This is a genomic window from Sphingobacterium paludis (assembly GCF_004364125.1).
Taxonomy (GTDB): domain Bacteria; phylum Bacteroidota; class Bacteroidia; order Sphingobacteriales; family Sphingobacteriaceae; genus Sphingobacterium; species Sphingobacterium paludis.
The window spans coordinates 466231-481641 of record NZ_SNZV01000004.1 but is presented as its reverse complement, the minus strand read 5'-3'; the positions used below and the strand labels follow the sequence as shown (position 1 = coordinate 481641).

Annotated in this window: 14 protein-coding genes; 9 read left to right on the top strand and 5 right to left on the bottom strand. The window is 42.8% G+C overall.

Features of this window, described 5'->3' with window-relative positions:
• The first annotated feature begins 23 nt into the window (after nucleotides 1-23).
• The 3 genes from aat to B0I21_RS10230 are packed head-to-tail and all read left to right on the top strand — an operon-like array spanning nucleotide 24 to nucleotide 2418.
• Nucleotides 24-680: a leucyl/phenylalanyl-tRNA--protein transferase gene (aat, locus tag B0I21_RS10240; protein WP_133640358.1), complete on the top strand. Its 657-nt coding sequence runs from the start codon at nucleotides 24-26 to the stop codon at nucleotides 678-680.
• On the top strand, nucleotides 670-1761 hold the full coding sequence (locus tag B0I21_RS10235) for an aminotransferase class V-fold PLP-dependent enzyme (RefSeq protein ID WP_133640357.1): 1092 nt from the start codon (nucleotides 670-672) through the stop codon (nucleotides 1759-1761). The genes aat and B0I21_RS10235 overlap by 11 nt, the downstream gene beginning before the upstream one ends.
• Nucleotides 1762-1764: 3 nt before the next feature.
• Nucleotides 1765-2418, top strand: coding sequence for a hypothetical protein (locus B0I21_RS10230; RefSeq protein WP_133640356.1), 654 nt, complete (start codon nucleotides 1765-1767; stop codon nucleotides 2416-2418).
• A 77-nt stretch (nucleotides 2419-2495) separates the two neighbouring features.
• Here B0I21_RS10230 and B0I21_RS10225 read toward each other — a convergent pair whose 3' ends face one another.
• Nucleotides 2496-2918, bottom strand: a complete 423-nt coding sequence (locus tag B0I21_RS10225; protein ID WP_133640355.1) for a hypothetical protein — start codon at nucleotides 2916-2918, stop codon at nucleotides 2496-2498.
• Nucleotides 2919-3205: 287 nt separating this feature from the next.
• Here B0I21_RS10225 and hemA point away from each other — a divergent pair, with 287 nt between their 5' ends.
• The 6 genes from hemA to B0I21_RS10195 all read left to right on the top strand — a co-directional run bounded on the left by hemA (nucleotide 3206) and on the right by B0I21_RS10195 (nucleotide 11359).
• The gene (gene hemA / locus B0I21_RS10220) at nucleotides 3206-4447 is read left to right on the top strand and encodes a glutamyl-tRNA reductase (protein ID WP_133640354.1); all 1242 of its coding nucleotides are present in this window, start codon (nucleotides 3206-3208) and stop codon (nucleotides 4445-4447) included.
• A 108-nt stretch (nucleotides 4448-4555) separates the two neighbouring features.
• Nucleotides 4556-6145, top strand: coding sequence for a hydroxymethylbilane synthase (gene hemC, locus B0I21_RS10215; protein ID WP_133640353.1), 1590 nt, complete (start codon nucleotides 4556-4558; stop codon nucleotides 6143-6145).
• A gap of 52 nt (nucleotides 6146-6197) precedes the next feature.
• Nucleotides 6198-7175, top strand: coding sequence for a porphobilinogen synthase (hemB, locus tag B0I21_RS10210; RefSeq protein WP_133640352.1), 978 nt, complete (start codon nucleotides 6198-6200; stop codon nucleotides 7173-7175).
• Nucleotides 7176-7266: 91 nt separating this feature from the next.
• Nucleotides 7267-8580, top strand: a complete 1314-nt coding sequence (gene hemL / locus B0I21_RS10205) for a glutamate-1-semialdehyde 2,1-aminomutase (RefSeq protein ID WP_133640351.1) — start codon at nucleotides 7267-7269, stop codon at nucleotides 8578-8580.
• A 72-nt stretch (nucleotides 8581-8652) separates the two neighbouring features.
• Nucleotides 8653-9465: a hypothetical protein gene (locus tag B0I21_RS10200; protein WP_243836022.1), complete on the top strand. Its 813-nt coding sequence runs from the start codon at nucleotides 8653-8655 to the stop codon at nucleotides 9463-9465.
• Nucleotides 9466-9829: 364 nt separating this feature from the next.
• Nucleotides 9830-11359: a glycosyltransferase family 39 protein gene (locus B0I21_RS10195; RefSeq protein WP_133640349.1), complete on the top strand. Its 1530-nt coding sequence runs from the start codon at nucleotides 9830-9832 to the stop codon at nucleotides 11357-11359.
• A gap of 146 nt (nucleotides 11360-11505) precedes the next feature.
• Here the strand turns inward: B0I21_RS10195 and argC are convergent, their stop codons facing one another.
• The 4 genes from argC to B0I21_RS10175 all read right to left on the bottom strand — a co-directional run bounded on the left by argC (nucleotide 11506) and on the right by B0I21_RS10175 (nucleotide 15092).
• Nucleotides 11506-12525, bottom strand: a complete 1020-nt coding sequence (argC, locus tag B0I21_RS10190) for an N-acetyl-gamma-glutamyl-phosphate reductase (protein WP_133640348.1) — start codon at nucleotides 12523-12525, stop codon at nucleotides 11506-11508.
• A 90-nt stretch (nucleotides 12526-12615) separates the two neighbouring features.
• On the bottom strand, nucleotides 12616-13065 hold the full coding sequence (locus B0I21_RS10185; protein WP_243836020.1) for a GNAT family N-acetyltransferase: 450 nt from the start codon (nucleotides 13063-13065) through the stop codon (nucleotides 12616-12618).
• A gap of 1 nt (nucleotide 13066) precedes the next feature.
• A complete protein-coding gene (gene argG, locus B0I21_RS10180; protein WP_133640347.1) occupies nucleotides 13067-14251 on the bottom strand; it encodes an argininosuccinate synthase in 1185 nt (394 codons plus the stop codon).
• A gap of 124 nt (nucleotides 14252-14375) precedes the next feature.
• On the bottom strand, nucleotides 14376-15092 hold the full coding sequence (locus tag B0I21_RS10175; RefSeq protein ID WP_133640346.1) for a GNAT family N-acetyltransferase: 717 nt from the start codon (nucleotides 15090-15092) through the stop codon (nucleotides 14376-14378).
• Nucleotides 15093-15411: the final 319 nt, after the last annotated feature.

Below are 15411 nucleotides of genomic sequence, written 5' to 3'. Positions count from 1 at the left end.
GGTTTTTTTTGCTGTACAACCTTATGCCCTACCGGTTAGATAACGAACTGCTATTCCCACATCCTTCACTAGCTGATGAAGATGGGCTGCTGGCTGTGGGAGGCGATTTATCTGTAGAACGCCTTCTTTTAGCCTACCAGCATGGTATCTTTCCTTGGTATTCGGCCGATACGCCCATCTTGTGGTACGCACCACCCGAGCGCTTCGTGCTGCAGCCAAAGGACATAAAAATCAGTAAAAGCATGCGGCAATTTTTACGCAATAGCGATTTAGTTGTGAGGCACAACCGCTCCTTTGCGGAGGTCATCGCGCATTGTGCAGCCACACCGCGGGCAGAACAGGATGGCACCTGGATTACCCATGACATGCAAAAAGCCTATATCAAACTCCACGAGCTTGGCTATGCCCACAGCATGGAAGTTTACACGCCAGCAAACAAATTAGTCGGTGGGCTTTACGGTATTCAAATCGGTAGCGTTTTCTGTGGTGAAAGTATGTTTTCACATGTTTCCAACGCCTCGAAAATGGCACTGATCTACCTCTGCAAACATTTTGATTTTAAGCTTATCGACTGCCAAGTCTATTCGGAACATCTCTCGTCTTTAGGCGCGTCCTTTATGCCGGGAGAGTCCTATTATAGCTTGCTGCAGCAACAACATTTTACAGCACATGCACTTTAAGCAATATTTTGACATACCGCAAGGCATCAACTATTTAAACACGCCTGGAAATGGTTTGGTTCCCACGCAGGTGCACGCGTGGCGTGCACAGCGAGAGCAGGCTTTTTTTGAGCCAGATAGCTTACTGCGCAACCAGCAGGGCGAGCTCATCCAATCGGTTCGGGAAGCTATTGGCCAGGCCTTTGATGTAAATAGCCAACAGGTTTTTTGTACGCCCAATTTTTCTTTCGGCTACAGCACCCTGTTGGACAGGTTGCCGGCGGATACGAAGTTTCTTCTGCTGGATGAGGACTATCCATCGCTTAACTACCCTGTGATCAATAGGCGCTTCCCGCACCAACACGTTGTCGTTGATGCAGACTTGGAAACCCATATCTGGGAAGCTTTCAAACAATTTAAACCTGATGTATTTGCCTTGAGCATAGTGCAATACATCAGCGGCATGAAAATAGATCTGGACTTTATCAAAGAACTGAAGCAGGCCTACCCGAATGTGCTCATCATTGGAGATGGAACGCAATATTTGGGAACGGAGCCTTTTTCGTTTAATACGTCCGGATTTGATGCATTGGGTGGCAGCGGTTACAAATGGCTTATGTCGGGCTTTGGAAACGGATTTCTTTTGCTAAGTGAGCAGTTCATGCGTGCGCTAGAAAAGGGTCTGACACAGGTCCCCCGACCGCAAGAGGCCATGTGGGAGCAGAAATCGATCTTGCAAACGTTCTTTGAGCCCGGACATCAGGATACACTGAGCCATGGAACCTTGGGAGAGTCTTCAAAATTCTTGACACAACTTGGCTTCGAGCAAATCCGGAACCATATCCAGCATCTTTCCCAATTTGCGCATGAAGAACTGGCCGGTCGTCACTTATTGTTGCCCGAAATCGCGGCCCGGGAAAGCCGCTCGAGTTTAATCAATATACAGCTCCCCCAGGTACATTATCAGTCTTTGATGGATGCTGGTATCATGTGTTTCCCACGCGGTAGTGGCATTCGCATAGGTTTACATCTATATAATACAGAAGAGGATGTACAGCATTTACTGGAACATATCGATGGTTTTAAAAATAAGCACAACTAGAAAATGAAGTATAAAATAGGAGATTTAGTTCGTTTCGTAGACGAACCTATAGAAGGGCGTATCACTTCCTTTCAAAACAATGATATCGTCGGTGTTACGGATGAATCTGGATTTGAAATTCCGGTGTTGGTGAGTAAGATCACATTGGTACACGGCAATATGCGCCATGTGGATGATGAGGAGGTGAAAACAACATCCTCGTTAGCCTCAAACTTGCCCATAGTCGAGCGTGGTATCTATTTGGGAATTGAGGGGGAGCAACGTGATGGCCTAGCGAAGTTTTTCATAGTAAACCACGCCTCTTTCGAATTATTGGTTTCCATTAGCGAAACAAGCGGTAATAAGGTGACTGGTCTATTTGCGGAAAAGGTGCCTCGGCAGGATTTTGTACAGTTTTACACGGCAAATTTCAGCACTGTGGGCAAATGGCCTACTTTTCACATTCAAATCATTAGAGCCAGTATGCAAGCTCATACGGCGAAGGCTCCGATCGTGAAAGAGTTTCGCGTGAAACCACTCGACTTGATCCAGTCCAAAGATAATGACGAGATCATGGATACTAAAATTTGGCGCTTTGAATTAGACAAGCCCGAAGAAAACATCGGATTGGATAAATTAAAAGATCACTTTATCAGTCACCGCCCGAATAAACGCTGATACCTGTAGGTCGTTGTGAAGCGAGGTCTTCGGGGCAACATTTGTTTCCACAAAGACCTCGCCTAAGACCTTACTCACTAAGCTTCATTACCCAGTTCGGATACCGAAGTAAGCGTATTCTTTTGTACGCTAAATAAGAGAATGAGGCTTCCAGCAAATAAAACAATCCAGCCCCATTTCAGGTGCAGGCTCTGCGACAGCAAACCGTCTACAAATTTCATCCCGAAGTAGTTGTGGATTTTAAAATAAACGGCAAGGAAACCTACGACGCACCAACCCAAATACAATTTGCTACATAGCCGATAAAAAGTGACATTGCGCAAAAAGAATGCGAGTACGCAGAGTGCCAATAAACCGTAGGTAACAAAAAACAAACTGACGTCCGTTTGGTATAAATTCCAATTTCCTTTGACAGGCACTTTTAAAAAGGGAAGAAAGACAGGCGCAAGCGCCGAGATGAAAATGCCTGTTAACGCTACTGGTTTTCTAAGGATATACATATGCTCTAAATTTGTATACAAAGATTTATAATTATCGGCCGATTTTTACAGGCTTTTGTAGAAAAATGAAAAAAAATACGGTGCATAACGGATGTATTTCGCAAGAGATTGGCACCCAGGCGCACTACTATTGCCGATAACACACACAACAAACTGTTAGATAGATAATTATCAAAAACTCGATACTATTTAAAATCATTCTAAATTCTCCGTATTGACAGATTTTTGACAGAAAACCTTTTGCTTTCATCTACATTTGCAGGGAGAAAAATAGAGCAAGATAAGCTTTGAAGAATTTAAAAGTAATAGCATTTACCCACAAGCACGTCGAATTAAAAGACTTGGGCAATTTGGTAATCTGCAACGAGGAGTTGGAAGAACGCTTGATTAACCTAAAGAATACGCTCGACATTCCAGAGATTTTTTACATTGCAACGTGCAATCGTGTGGAGTTTGTTTTTTCTGGCGCGCATGAACTCAATGATGATTTTATTGCAAATTTCATGCACCGGATGAACTTTTGTGTTCCTAGTGAGCGCTTGCAGTGCTATCTTGGGCAAGTAACACGCTATTCGGGCATGGACGCTTTAACACATTTGTTTCGCATGTCTTGTTCGTTAGAAAGCTTAGTTGTCGGCGAGAAAGAAATTTTGGCCCAGGTGCGGCGCGCTTACGAAAGATGCCGCGAAGCTGGTTTTACGGGAGATTATTTACGCTTGGTCATGGACCGATTGGTAAAGACAGCGAAAGAAGTCTACACCTACACTAACATTTCTCGCAATCCTATCTCCGTGGTTTCACTTGCTTATCGCAAGCTCAAAGAAATCAAGCTCGCTCAAAATCCTCGTATATTGGTTATTGGCTCTGGGGAAACCAACCAAAACCTAGCAAAATATTTAAAGAAACATCAACATTCCAATTTTGTGGTCTTCAATCGTACATTGAAGAATGCGCAAAAGTTAGCGACAGAGCTAAATGCCGAAGCCTATCCCCTATCTGAGTTAGGCAAATATAAAAAGGGGTTTGATGTAATGATTGTTTGTACTGGATCTCCAGAAGCCATTATCGACAGTAATCTATACCATTCATTATTGAATGGCGAAACGGATAAAAAAGTGGTTGTTGACCTCGCCGTGCCTAACGATGTTGATGCAGAAGTTGTCGCATCGTTCCCTATGCATTACATCGAGGTAAGCAGCTTACAAGCTATCGCGGAAAAAAATAAGCAAGACCGTTATAATGAATTGGATAGCGCTGATGCTATCATTCAACAAAATATCCAAGAGTTCCTTCCGCTGGTCAAACAACGTAGAGTCGAAGTGGCTATGCGTGAGGTGCCTGAGAAAATAAAGGAAATTAAATCCTTTGCGCTGAATGAAGTTTTTGCGCAAGATGTACAGAAACTCGATCCACAAGCTCGTGAGGTTTTAGAGAAAGTCATTAACTATATGGAGAAAAAATACATCAAAGTTCCGATGTTAATGGCGAAAGAGATTCTGGTTAAAAACTCCCAATCTGAAATTAATTAACGCGTTTCAGCAGTTTTGAAATGTAGCCTAATTCTGACATTATAAGTCAGGATTGTATGACTATTTGGTTAACTTTGTACGCATTTTCAACATACAAAAGTATCAAGAGTGAATAGGAAACTTATTATTGGAACCCGGGGTAGTCAGCTCGCATTGTGGCAAGCCAATCACGTTAAAGCCCGTCTTTCCGAAATTGGCGTGGAGTCTGAACTAAAGATAATCAAAACACAAGGTGATATTATTCAACATTTGCGGTTAGACAAACTGGAAGGTAAGGGATTTTTCACCAAGGAGTTAGAGGAAGAATTGTTATCTAGCCAAATAGACCTTGCTGTTCACTCGCATAAAGATCTTCCTACAGTAAATCCTCCCGGACTAATCATCGCTTCCGTATCGGAACGTGAGGATCCCGCCGAGTTGATCATCATCCATAAAGATTGTGTTGACCTGAAGAAGAGACTTTCTTTAAAACACAACGCTACGGTAGGCACATCATCTAACCGAAGAAAAGCACAATTTCTGTCTTTACGACCTGATTTGGAATTTACGGACCTTCGCGGAAACTTACAAACTCGTATTCAAAAATTGCGGGATGAGCAGTATGATGCGATTGTTTTGGCCAAAGCTGGCGTGATGCGGATAGATATGGATCTTTCAGATTTTCATATTGAAGAGATTGCTCCTATAGAGGTGGTTCCTGCACCTGCACAAGGTGTTTTGGCCATACAGATCCGCGAATCGGATCAAGAGCTTTTCGAAACGCTGCAGCAAATCAATGACAGCGAAGTGGCGCGTACCATCGCTGTAGAACGCAAGGTACTCAACCTCTTTGACGGGGGATGTCATGCTCCCCTAGGCTGTTTTTGCCGGAAAACCGAAAGTGGAAAGTATGAAGCCTGGACCTCTATCGCGGAAGACAACGAGGATTTCCCGGATCGCCTATATTACCAGTCGGCGTCTACCGAAGGTATGGCGGAACACATTTTCTCGAAGTTTCAAAAAGGCAGAAAAATGCCTTCGAGTGTTTTTATCACGCGAGACCTGGATGAGAATTCTTACCTCGGCCGTTACCTAGCCAAGCATAAAATTCAGATCGATGCGCGGTCACTCATAAAAATATATCCCACTATAAACAAGTTGGATTCATTTATCCTGAAGCGTGCGGACTGGATTTTTTTCAATAGCAAAAATGCTATCGACCATTTTTTCAAACTCGATCCAGTCATCTTGAAACGCACAAAACTCGCGGTCTTGGGACGAGGATCGGAAGATGCGCTGCGGAAGTACGACCGCGTAGCAGATTTTTCTGGAGACAACTTAGGCATCAAGACCGAAGATATCGCTAAAGAATTTGCAAAACGTGTTGACGGTCAAACGGTATTTATTCCCCGTGCAAAAGATTCCCTCATGTCTATACAGCAAGCCTTAACGCCAGACACGAAAATCATCGATATGCCTATTTACGAAACGGTATTGGAAGAAAATGTCGATAAATCCAATGCGGATGTATTGATCTTTACAAGTCCGAGCAATGTAGAGGCTTATTTTCGAGAGAATTTAGTCGACCCAGGGCAGCAAATCATTTGTATTGGCTATTCGACCGCAAAAAGTATCGAGGCCATGGGCCTATCCTATACCCTACCTTTCACGCCTGATGAAATTGGCTTATCGGAAGCCATCTTTGGTTTAAACTATTAATATTATGGAAAAGCTGAACGATCAGCTTTTTTACTTTTAATGCAATCAACATATGTTACAACGCCCTCGAAGAAATAGAAAATCAGCGGTCATCCGCGATATGGTGCAGGAAAATCATATTTCTGCAGCGAATCTGATCTTCCCTTTATTCATCGTAGATGGACAGGGACAGAAAACAGAGGTCTCTTCTATGCCGGGAATATTCCGGTATTCGATTGATAACCTCCTGCGTGAAATAGAAAGTTGTTTGAAGCTGGGCTTAAAATCCTTTGACCTATTTCCTAATATTGAAGATTCGCTAAAAGATAAGCTGGCTACCGTGAGCTACAAGAAAGGTAGCCTTTATCTTCGCGCCATCGAAGAAGTAAAGAAAAATTTTCCGGAAGCTTGTGTCGTCACAGATGTTGCTATGGATCCCTATAGCTCAGACGGCCATGATGGCCTGGTGCATAATGGCGAAATCCTGAACGATGAGACCCTCGAAATTCTTGGAAAAATGGCCTTGGCACATGCGGAAGCCGGTGCCGATATTATCGCACCTTCCGACATGATGGATGGACGTATAGGCTACATCAGGGAGCTGCTTGATACGCACGGTTTCAAACAGGTGTCATTAATGTCTTACACGGCAAAATATGCATCTGCATTTTACGGACCTTTTCGTGATGCGTTAAACTCCGCGCCTAAAGCCGGCGATAAAAAGAGTTACCAGATGAACCCTGCCAACAGCAGAGAAGCGCTCATAGAAGCACAACTGGATATGCAGGAAGGTGCCGACTTTCTCATGGTCAAGCCTGGCCTGCCCTACTTAGACATTGTGAAACTACTGCACGACAATTTTGATCTTCCTATTGCTGTATATAACGTATCTGGAGAATATGCAATGTTGAAGGCTGCTGTACAAAACGGTTGGCTGGATGAACAACGTTCAATCATGGAAACTCTGCTTAGCTTTCGCCGAGCTGGAGCCACCTCTATCCTTACCTACCATGCGAAGGAAGTATTGGAAAAGGGTTGGCTAAAAGCGTAGTTTAGCCTGTAACAACGCCATAGAATACTGACCTAAAGATGAGGGTCTATTGCTATAAATTGGATAACTTAGCCATCAAATTGCATCAACAATGACAGAAGAATATCACGATATATCAAGAGAAAAATCGGCCGAGCTTTTCGAGAAAGCAAAGCACTTTTTTCCGGGGGGCGTAAACTCACCGGTGCGGGCTTTTAAATCGGTTTACGGAACCCCGCTTTTTATTGAACGCGGCGATAAAGCACATTTATGGGATGCTGATGGTAACGAATTTATCGATTATTGCTGCTCATGGGGTCCTCTTATTTTAGGCCACAACAATGCAGAAATTAGGAATGCTGTTGCCGGGCAGCTCGATAAAGGGCTGAGCTTTGGCGCACCCACCCAATTGGAAAATGAATTAGCCGAACTTATTTTAAGCAACAATACCTATATCGAAAAAATTCGCTTCGTGAGTTCCGGTACGGAGGCGGTAATGTCTGCGATACGTCTGGCGAGAGGGTACACGAAGAGAGATAAAATCGTGAAATTCGAGGGCTGCTACCATGGGCACTCGGACTCCCTGCTTGTCAAAGCCGGATCAGGCTTAGTCACATTTGGCGAAACCTCGTCCGCAGGCGTTCCCAAAGCCTTCGCTGATGAAACCATCGTTATCGCGTTGAACGACACGCAGGCATTAGAAGAAGTCTTTGTTACCTTCAAGGATCAAATTGCGGCTGTTATCATTGAGGGTGTTCCAGCAAATAATGGCTTGTTGATTCAAGATCACGCCTACATCGATTTCTTAAGAAAAATCACACAGGAACAGGGTACGCTATTGATTTTTGACGAAGTGATCACGGGGTTTCGCTTGGGGTTCCAAGGTGCTGCGCATTACTACGGCGTGCACCCAGACATCATCACATATGGTAAAATTATAGGCGGCGGTATGCCGGTAGGAGCTTATGGTGCATCGCACGAATTAATGGGACATATTTCTCCTGACGGAGGCGTATACCAAGCCGGAACGCTATCCGGAAATCCCGTAGCCATGGCAGCGGGGATCGCGACGTTGCGCCAACTTGCTTCGCCGGGGTTTTACGAAAAACAGGAACAGACAACCTTACAATTCGTCGACACACTGCGTGCTTACATCACCGAAAAAGACTACCAAGTAAAAATTTTCACGATAGGTTCCATATTTTGGTTTGCGTTTACCACGCAAGAATCGATCAAGCGTGCCGACGAGATTGATCCACAGTCCATGGAAAAGTATAAAATCATGCATCGATCTCTACTGAATCAGGGTATCTATTTTGGTCCATCGGGCTACGAAGTTGGGTTTATCTCGAGTGCACATACGGAAGATGATCTGGAACGAACGGTGTTAGCAATAAAACGTGCCTTGGACATTGTGTTTCAATAAAAAACCTTTTTGCTTTCGGTTTGTTAGATATCAGGTAAACAAATTCAATCATTTAAATCCAACGATATGAAAATGAGTACATTCACAGGTATGATGGCCGTATTGGCAGTTTCTGCATCGGTTGTAGCCTGTAATCCGACAACGAAAAACAGCAATGGTGAAACGCAGGATTCTACTGCGCTAAAAGATTCTGTAGGAGCTATTGCCGTCAATCCGCTGCAGCATTCTAAGGAATTTCCTGGAGCGAGCTTGAAAATAGCTTCTATTACCTCCGAAAAAGTAGGTGCAGATTCGGCAAAAATTACCGTGAAATATGATGTAAGCAACTTCAAGCTGACCGAGCAGACGGAGCATGATCACCATATGGCAAACTCGCACGAAGGGCAACATATCCATTTTATACTAGATAACAAGCCTTATGCGGCACTTTACAAACCGGAACATAGCGCGACTGTAGCTTTGAACTCCGAGCACTACTTGATGTCATTCCTTTCGCGTTCTTACCATGAGGCGATCAAGACCCCAGAGGCACATAAATTGATCAAGTTTAAGATTGATGCGACGGGCAAGTTGACCGAAGAGCCAGCTCCAAAAGATATTGCGCTTTTCTATAGTCGTCCGAAAGGCGAGTATAAAGGTGATGATACAAAAGCTTTATTGCTCGATTTCTTTGTTGCAAACGGCACATTAGGTGCAGACGGACATAAAGTCAAAGCAGATATCAATGGTCAAGAATTTACACTTGATCAGTGGGTACCTTACGAAATCTTAAACCTGCCGATGGGTGAGACAACGGTTAAACTATCTTTGGTCGACAAAGATGGCAATGCTGTCACCGGCGATAATGTGATGATTGAGCGCAAAATTAATCTTTCCGCACAATAACTAGATTAGGTTTATTTTCTAGTAAAACAGCCATTGTGGGACGCACAATGGCTGTTTTTATGATCAAGGCTTTTGTTAAAAACGACGAAAAATAACCGGTATAACTGAAGGTAGTATTTTGGCGCTATTTACCAACAACTACATTAGACAGCTCCACACTAGTGTGTATTATAGCGCAGAAGTCTTCATATCGAAAAAAATTCGTGAAGATTTTTCTTTAAGCATTTTTCATTATTTTAGCAAAATGTTTAGATAATTTCTCAACGCTATGTTAAACCTAATCTTGTATAATTTAACATCCGTAAAGCAAAGGTCTGAGTGTCCTGCCCTGTTCAAAAATCGCCCCATTGTTTAATTATACCAGATGGATAGAAACAGCAAAATAATTATATCTATATTTTGTCTAATAAAACTTACCATTCACTTGATAGCGGATCATAACTCCGGATTTCAAGGTGATGAGTTGATGCACATAGAAACAGGTAACCATCTTAACTTTGGCTATATGGAATTCCCGCCGCTCATAGCGGTTATCGCCTTTGTTCAGAATCTATTAGGTGCTGACTCTACATTTGTCCAACATGTGTTCCCACATATATGTTCAATACTGATTATCATTTTCGTAGCTAAAACAATCCTTCTGTTAGACGGAAAAGAAAAGGCGCTAATCTTGGCATTATTGGCTGTTATTATTGCTCCAGGATTTGAACGTTCGCAACAGTTACTTCAACCTGTGGTATTTAGCCAGCTATTTTGGCTAATTAGCTTTTACTATTTGCTAGCATATTGTAAAAAATTGAACAACAAGTACCTATGGCTTTTAACTTTATTTTCAATTTGTGGTTTCCTGTTCAAGTATGACAGTGTGTTCTTCATCGTAGGGTTAAGTTGTCTTTTATTCTTTAAGAGAACGAAGGATGCATTGATTCATCAAAAGTTTTGGAAAAACATTCTTGTTTTTTTTATAGCTATAACGCCCAACATTATTTGGCAATTCCAAAACAATTTACCTTTTTTTCAAATGATGGAAAGGCTTAAAGAAACACAGTTGGAGAAATTGGAACGCGGAGATATACTAGTTGATCTATTTATATCCATCAATCCATTAAATGCTGTTTTCATAGTATTGCCAGCGATTTTATTTTTGGTTATGACCAAACAAAAGTTTTTAAAAGTTATTGGCCTTGGTATTCTTTTTTCCTTCACGGCATTATTAGTCAACAAGGGCAAAGCTTATTATTTTTACCCGATTATATTAACCCTAATTCCATTCGGCGCTATTTTTTGGCAAAACTATTTTTTCGAAAGATCAAAATGGTCTTTTTATCCCTTATGTGCTGTATTACTCTCGGGTTTTGTGCTAGTTCCTTTTGGAATGGCTGTTTATCCCTTGAACAAATATATTGCACACATTTATCCATACGAAGCATTGGACGTTAAGGGGGGGAGATACGGGATCCGCTTCGAAGAATACTACTCTGACGAAAAATGGGACAAAACACTTTCGGCGATCAAAACCGTATATGACAGTCTTTCAACCGTTGAGAAGGCGCACGCGCTGATTTGGGGAAAGCACTATTCGCAGGCGGGAATTTTAAAATTGAGAGGTAAAAAATATGATCTTCCCGATGCGTTCTCATATCATGGAAGTTTTTATAACTGGGCGCCCGACAGAGGAGAAATCCCCGAAACAATAATTGCCCTCAGGGAAAGTAAAGCAGATGGAAAAGACTTTTTTGAACCTTATTTCAAAACCGTAATTCCTGTCAGGACGGTTTACAATGCCTATGCTAAAAAGGAGGATGAATTGTATCAAACTATCTTTATTTGTAAGGAACCTAAACAAGATTTTCAACAGTTAAAACAAGAATTCAGTAAAAGGATATTCGAGTAAAAACTTAGTACATCAAAATGAACAAAAACGGTGTGATTATCGATCCTAGTTTTGTTATGACAAGTTTTTAATGAGTAACGTTACTACTAACCTAAGTTGTGGAATTATTTAAAAGCTCAGAAAATACACAAAAAGGTTTAAGTATATCAAAACCCTACACTCTTCAAGTTCAAACCCGTGCGTTCATCCAAACCGAACATGAGGTTCATATTCTGAACGGCTTGCCCGGATGCACCTTTCAACAAGTTATCGATCGCGTTAAGAATCAATAATTGATTGCCGTGCTTTTCCAAATGCAAGACGCTTTTGTTTGTATTAACGACTTGCTTCAGATCAATATTTGCCTTGCTTACCCAGGTAAAGGGATGTGCTTCATAATAGCTTGTATACAGATCATATGCCTCTTCCTCTGTCAATGTGCAGTGCACGTAGCTCGCAGAAAATATGCCGCGAGCAAAATCGCCGCGTTGGGGTACAAAATGTATTTTCTCTGCTGCTCTCGCTAGAAGGGGCTTTTCCGAAGACGGTAAAAAACCATTTTGCAGCTGCTCTAATGACTCGGAGATTTCCTGTAAATGTTGGTGCTCGAAAGATTTATAGGCGGATAAATTGTTATTTCTCCAAGAGAAGTGCGTTGTTGCGCCCGGCTTTTGACCGGCACCTGTAGATCCTGTTGTAGCATTGATATGCACCGCATCAGGCAACAGGCCCTTACTTGCCAGCGGCAGCAATGCCAGCTGGATATTCGTCGCGAAACAACCTGGATTAGCAATATATTGCGCATGCTTGATCGCCTCCTTGTTGAGTTCGGGCAAGCCATAAACGAAATCGGCGTCTTGATAAGACGTATTCGCACGCAAGCGGTAATCCTGGGAAAGGTCAATAATCTTAACATGCTTGGCGACCGCATTAGCTTCTAAAAACTTACGCGCATCACCATGCCCAACGCATAGGAACAACACATCGATATCGCTATGAAAATCGGATGAAAAGGCTAGTTCGGTATCGCCAAGCAGGTCATTATGTACATCATACAGCTTATTCCCAGCATTAGACGCTGAATTAGCAAATACGATTTCTGCATTCGGATGGTAGATCAATACCCGAAGCAATTCGCCACCGGTGTAACCTGCTGAACCTACTATCCCTACTCTAATTTTGCTCATCGTTTATTATTATTTTGGTACAAGCCATCCAGAAAAACAAAGAGAGAAATGCCACGACTAGCCTTCTCTCTTTGCCGTCCTAGCGGCCTACTATAGATCATTTTTTTTAAAATCATAAAATGCGGTGTCCGGATCTTGCAACTGGAAACCTATCTTCTTGTACAGACGTTGTGCTGAAAGATTATCGACCTGCGTAGATAGATGGACAGACACGGCTCCATCTTGTTTTGCAAAAGCTATCGCCTCACGGATCAAAGCCTCCCCTACCCCTCGTTTTCTTACCGATTCTTGAACATAAAGATCATTCAATATCCAATTTTTCTCGGTACGAGCAGAAGAGTATTTTGGATAAAGCTGCGTGAAGCCCACAGCGATACCATTTGCATACGCGCAGAAAATCACCGATTCGTTATTGGCCAAACGTGCATGCAAAAATGCGTGTGCACGCGCCATGTCAGACGCCGCTTTGTAAAATACCCGATAGGCATCAAATAAAGGCACAACATCGTCCAACTGGTCTATGGAAAGCCGCGCGATCACGTTATTTTTCGTTTACCTTGTGCCAAATAATCGTTTGGTTACCGAATATCTTCGCAAAGCCTTTCACATCGTCACCGGTATAGCCTTCATTCATCTCGCCATAGCTTCCAAATTTATTGGACATTAAATCGTGGTCTGATTCGACGCCTACAATTACAAAACGATAAGGATGTAGCTCCACGATCACGCGGCCAGTGACGGTTTGTTGTGAAGAGCTTAAAAAAGCTTCGATATCCCGCATTACCGGATCATGCATTTGCCCTTCATGCATATAGTTTCCGTAGAAGCCCGAAATTTGATCCTTCCAAGATAGCTGCCATTTAGTTAGGGTATGTTTTTCCAAGGTATGGTGAGCCTTAATAAGAATCAATGGCCCAGCGGCCTCAAAACCTACACGGCCCTTGATCCCGATGATGGTATCGCCGACATGTATATCGCGTCCAATACCGTAGGGCTGTGCCAAATCTTGTAACTGTTGGATAACCTTCACTGCACCAACTTCTTTCCCGTTAAGTGCAATAGGCTCGCCTTGGACAAAATCGATCGTTATTGTTTGTGGCTCGCTTGACGAAACTTGTGTCGGCCAGGCGGACTCCGGTAGGTATTGGTTGGACGTCAGCGTTTCGGCACCACCTACAGAAGTACCCCAAAGCCCCTTGTTAATGGAGTACTTTGCTTTTTCGGCATTGATCTCAACGCCATGCTTAGCCAAGTATTCAATCTCCGCTTCGCGAGAAAGCTTAAGATCGCGTATCGGCGTTATAATTTCAACGCCTGGTATAAGTGTATTAAAGATCATGTCGAAACGCACCTGGTCATTACCTGCTCCTGTAGAACCATGAGCCACACAAGCTGCACCTATTTTCTTTGCATAATTAGCGATGGCAGTAGCTTGGCATACCCGTTCTGCCGAAACCGATAAGGGATACGTTGCGTTCTTAAGAACGTTCCCGAAAATCAAGTATTTGATGGTATCGCGGTAATAGTCCTCGGTTTCATCGATGGCGCTATGCGACTTAACCCCTAAATCATAGGCACGCTTTTCAATGGCCGCTAATTCTTCCGCAGAAAAACCACCGGTATTAACAACTACCGAATGTACTTCAAGACCAAGATCTTTAGTCAGGTATATACAACAAAATGATGTATCTAGACCACCACTAAACGCTAATACTACTTTTTTCATCTTACTAATTTATTCTTTACGAGCGATTGAGATTCGATTTTTCAATCCGCTGTTTGTTTTACAAATCATAACGGCCTCCATTTTTAAGATGGTATGACCATGCATATCCCTTCAAATGTACTAATTATATTCCTCTGACAACTCCGGTACCGATGGGAAATACCGCAGCGAGCATCTTTCGCGACGATCTCCAAAGTTTGGCCTCAATACGTTTTAAAAGCGACTGCTTCTTGACGATGCGATCGAGACGCTCTTTCGCCTCCGCTCGACGTTGAATTTTTTCTTTCAATTCGCGCTCTTTTTCAACCGGATCCCATAACATCGCGGTACACATGCAGTTTTTACGCTCCTTGCTCACTAAAATATCGTAATTCACACAAGACTGACAGCCTTTCCAAAACTCTTCGTCCTGCGTTAGTTCAGAATAGGTGACAGGCTCATAACCCAAGTCGGAGTTGATCTTCATTACGGCAAGTCCGGTTGTTAATCCAAATATTTTGGCGTGCGGATATTTCTCTCTAGAGAGTTCAAAGATGCGTTTTTTGATAGCCTTTGCCAAGCCTACTTTACGAAATTCTGGATTGACAATCAGCCCAGAGTTCGCGACATAATCGCCGTGACTCCAAGTTTCGATGTAGCAAAACCCAGCCCAACGCCCATCTTTGTGCAGCGCAATTACCGCCTTACCATCCTCCATTTTGCGTCCCACGTACTCCGGCTTACGGCGTGCAATACCAGTGCCCCGTGCTTTGGCGGACTCGAACATCTCGTCACAAATCGCATCTGCATATCCCGTGTGTGCAGCCGTAGCTGGAATGATTGAAAAATCTGAAAGTGTCATCTAAGATGTTGACCCATTAATTTGCACTATAGTGCATCAATAAAATATGATTAATTAACGATTGAGGAACCACCGAGCCGGGTGATTATCATAGTGGAAGTGGCCTGCCTCTGAATCAAGCTCGAGGCAGAATAGGTCGTCGTAGTCTTAATACTGGACAATTGAACGCATGCTTAGCATATAATGATTCCATGACCCGCTTCTTGTAAAGCAGTACAGGACAATCCATATATACATTCACGTTTTTCATGCAATCGTCTTTGCGTGTTTAGACTGGGCAAAAGTAAAAAATTATTTTTTTCTTTTATGTAAGTAAGGT

Coding starts and splice junctions, on each gene's coding strand:
- B0I21_RS10200 (WP_243836022.1), top strand. CDS start 8,653: ATGAGTACATTCACAGGTATGATGGCCGTATTGGCAGTTTCTGCATCG.
- B0I21_RS10225 (WP_133640355.1), bottom strand. CDS start 2,918: ATGTATATCCTTAGAAAACCAGTAGCGTTAACAGGCATTTTCATCTCG.
- aat (WP_133640358.1), top strand. CDS start 24: ATGCCCTACCGGTTAGATAACGAACTGCTATTCCCACATCCTTCACTA.
- argG (WP_133640347.1), bottom strand. CDS start 14,251: ATGAAAAAAGTAGTATTAGCGTTTAGTGGTGGTCTAGATACATCATTT.
- hemL (WP_133640351.1), top strand. CDS start 7,267: ATGACAGAAGAATATCACGATATATCAAGAGAAAAATCGGCCGAGCTT.
- argC (WP_133640348.1), bottom strand. CDS start 12,525: ATGAGCAAAATTAGAGTAGGGATAGTAGGTTCAGCAGGTTACACCGGT.
- B0I21_RS10175 (WP_133640346.1), bottom strand. CDS start 15,092: ATGACACTTTCAGATTTTTCAATCATTCCAGCTACGGCTGCACACACG.
- B0I21_RS10235 (WP_133640357.1), top strand. CDS start 670: ATGCACTTTAAGCAATATTTTGACATACCGCAAGGCATCAACTATTTA.
- B0I21_RS10195 (WP_133640349.1), top strand. CDS start 9,830: ATGGATAGAAACAGCAAAATAATTATATCTATATTTTGTCTAATAAAA.
- B0I21_RS10230 (WP_133640356.1), top strand. CDS start 1,765: ATGAAGTATAAAATAGGAGATTTAGTTCGTTTCGTAGACGAACCTATA.
- hemB (WP_133640352.1), top strand. CDS start 6,198: ATGTTACAACGCCCTCGAAGAAATAGAAAATCAGCGGTCATCCGCGAT.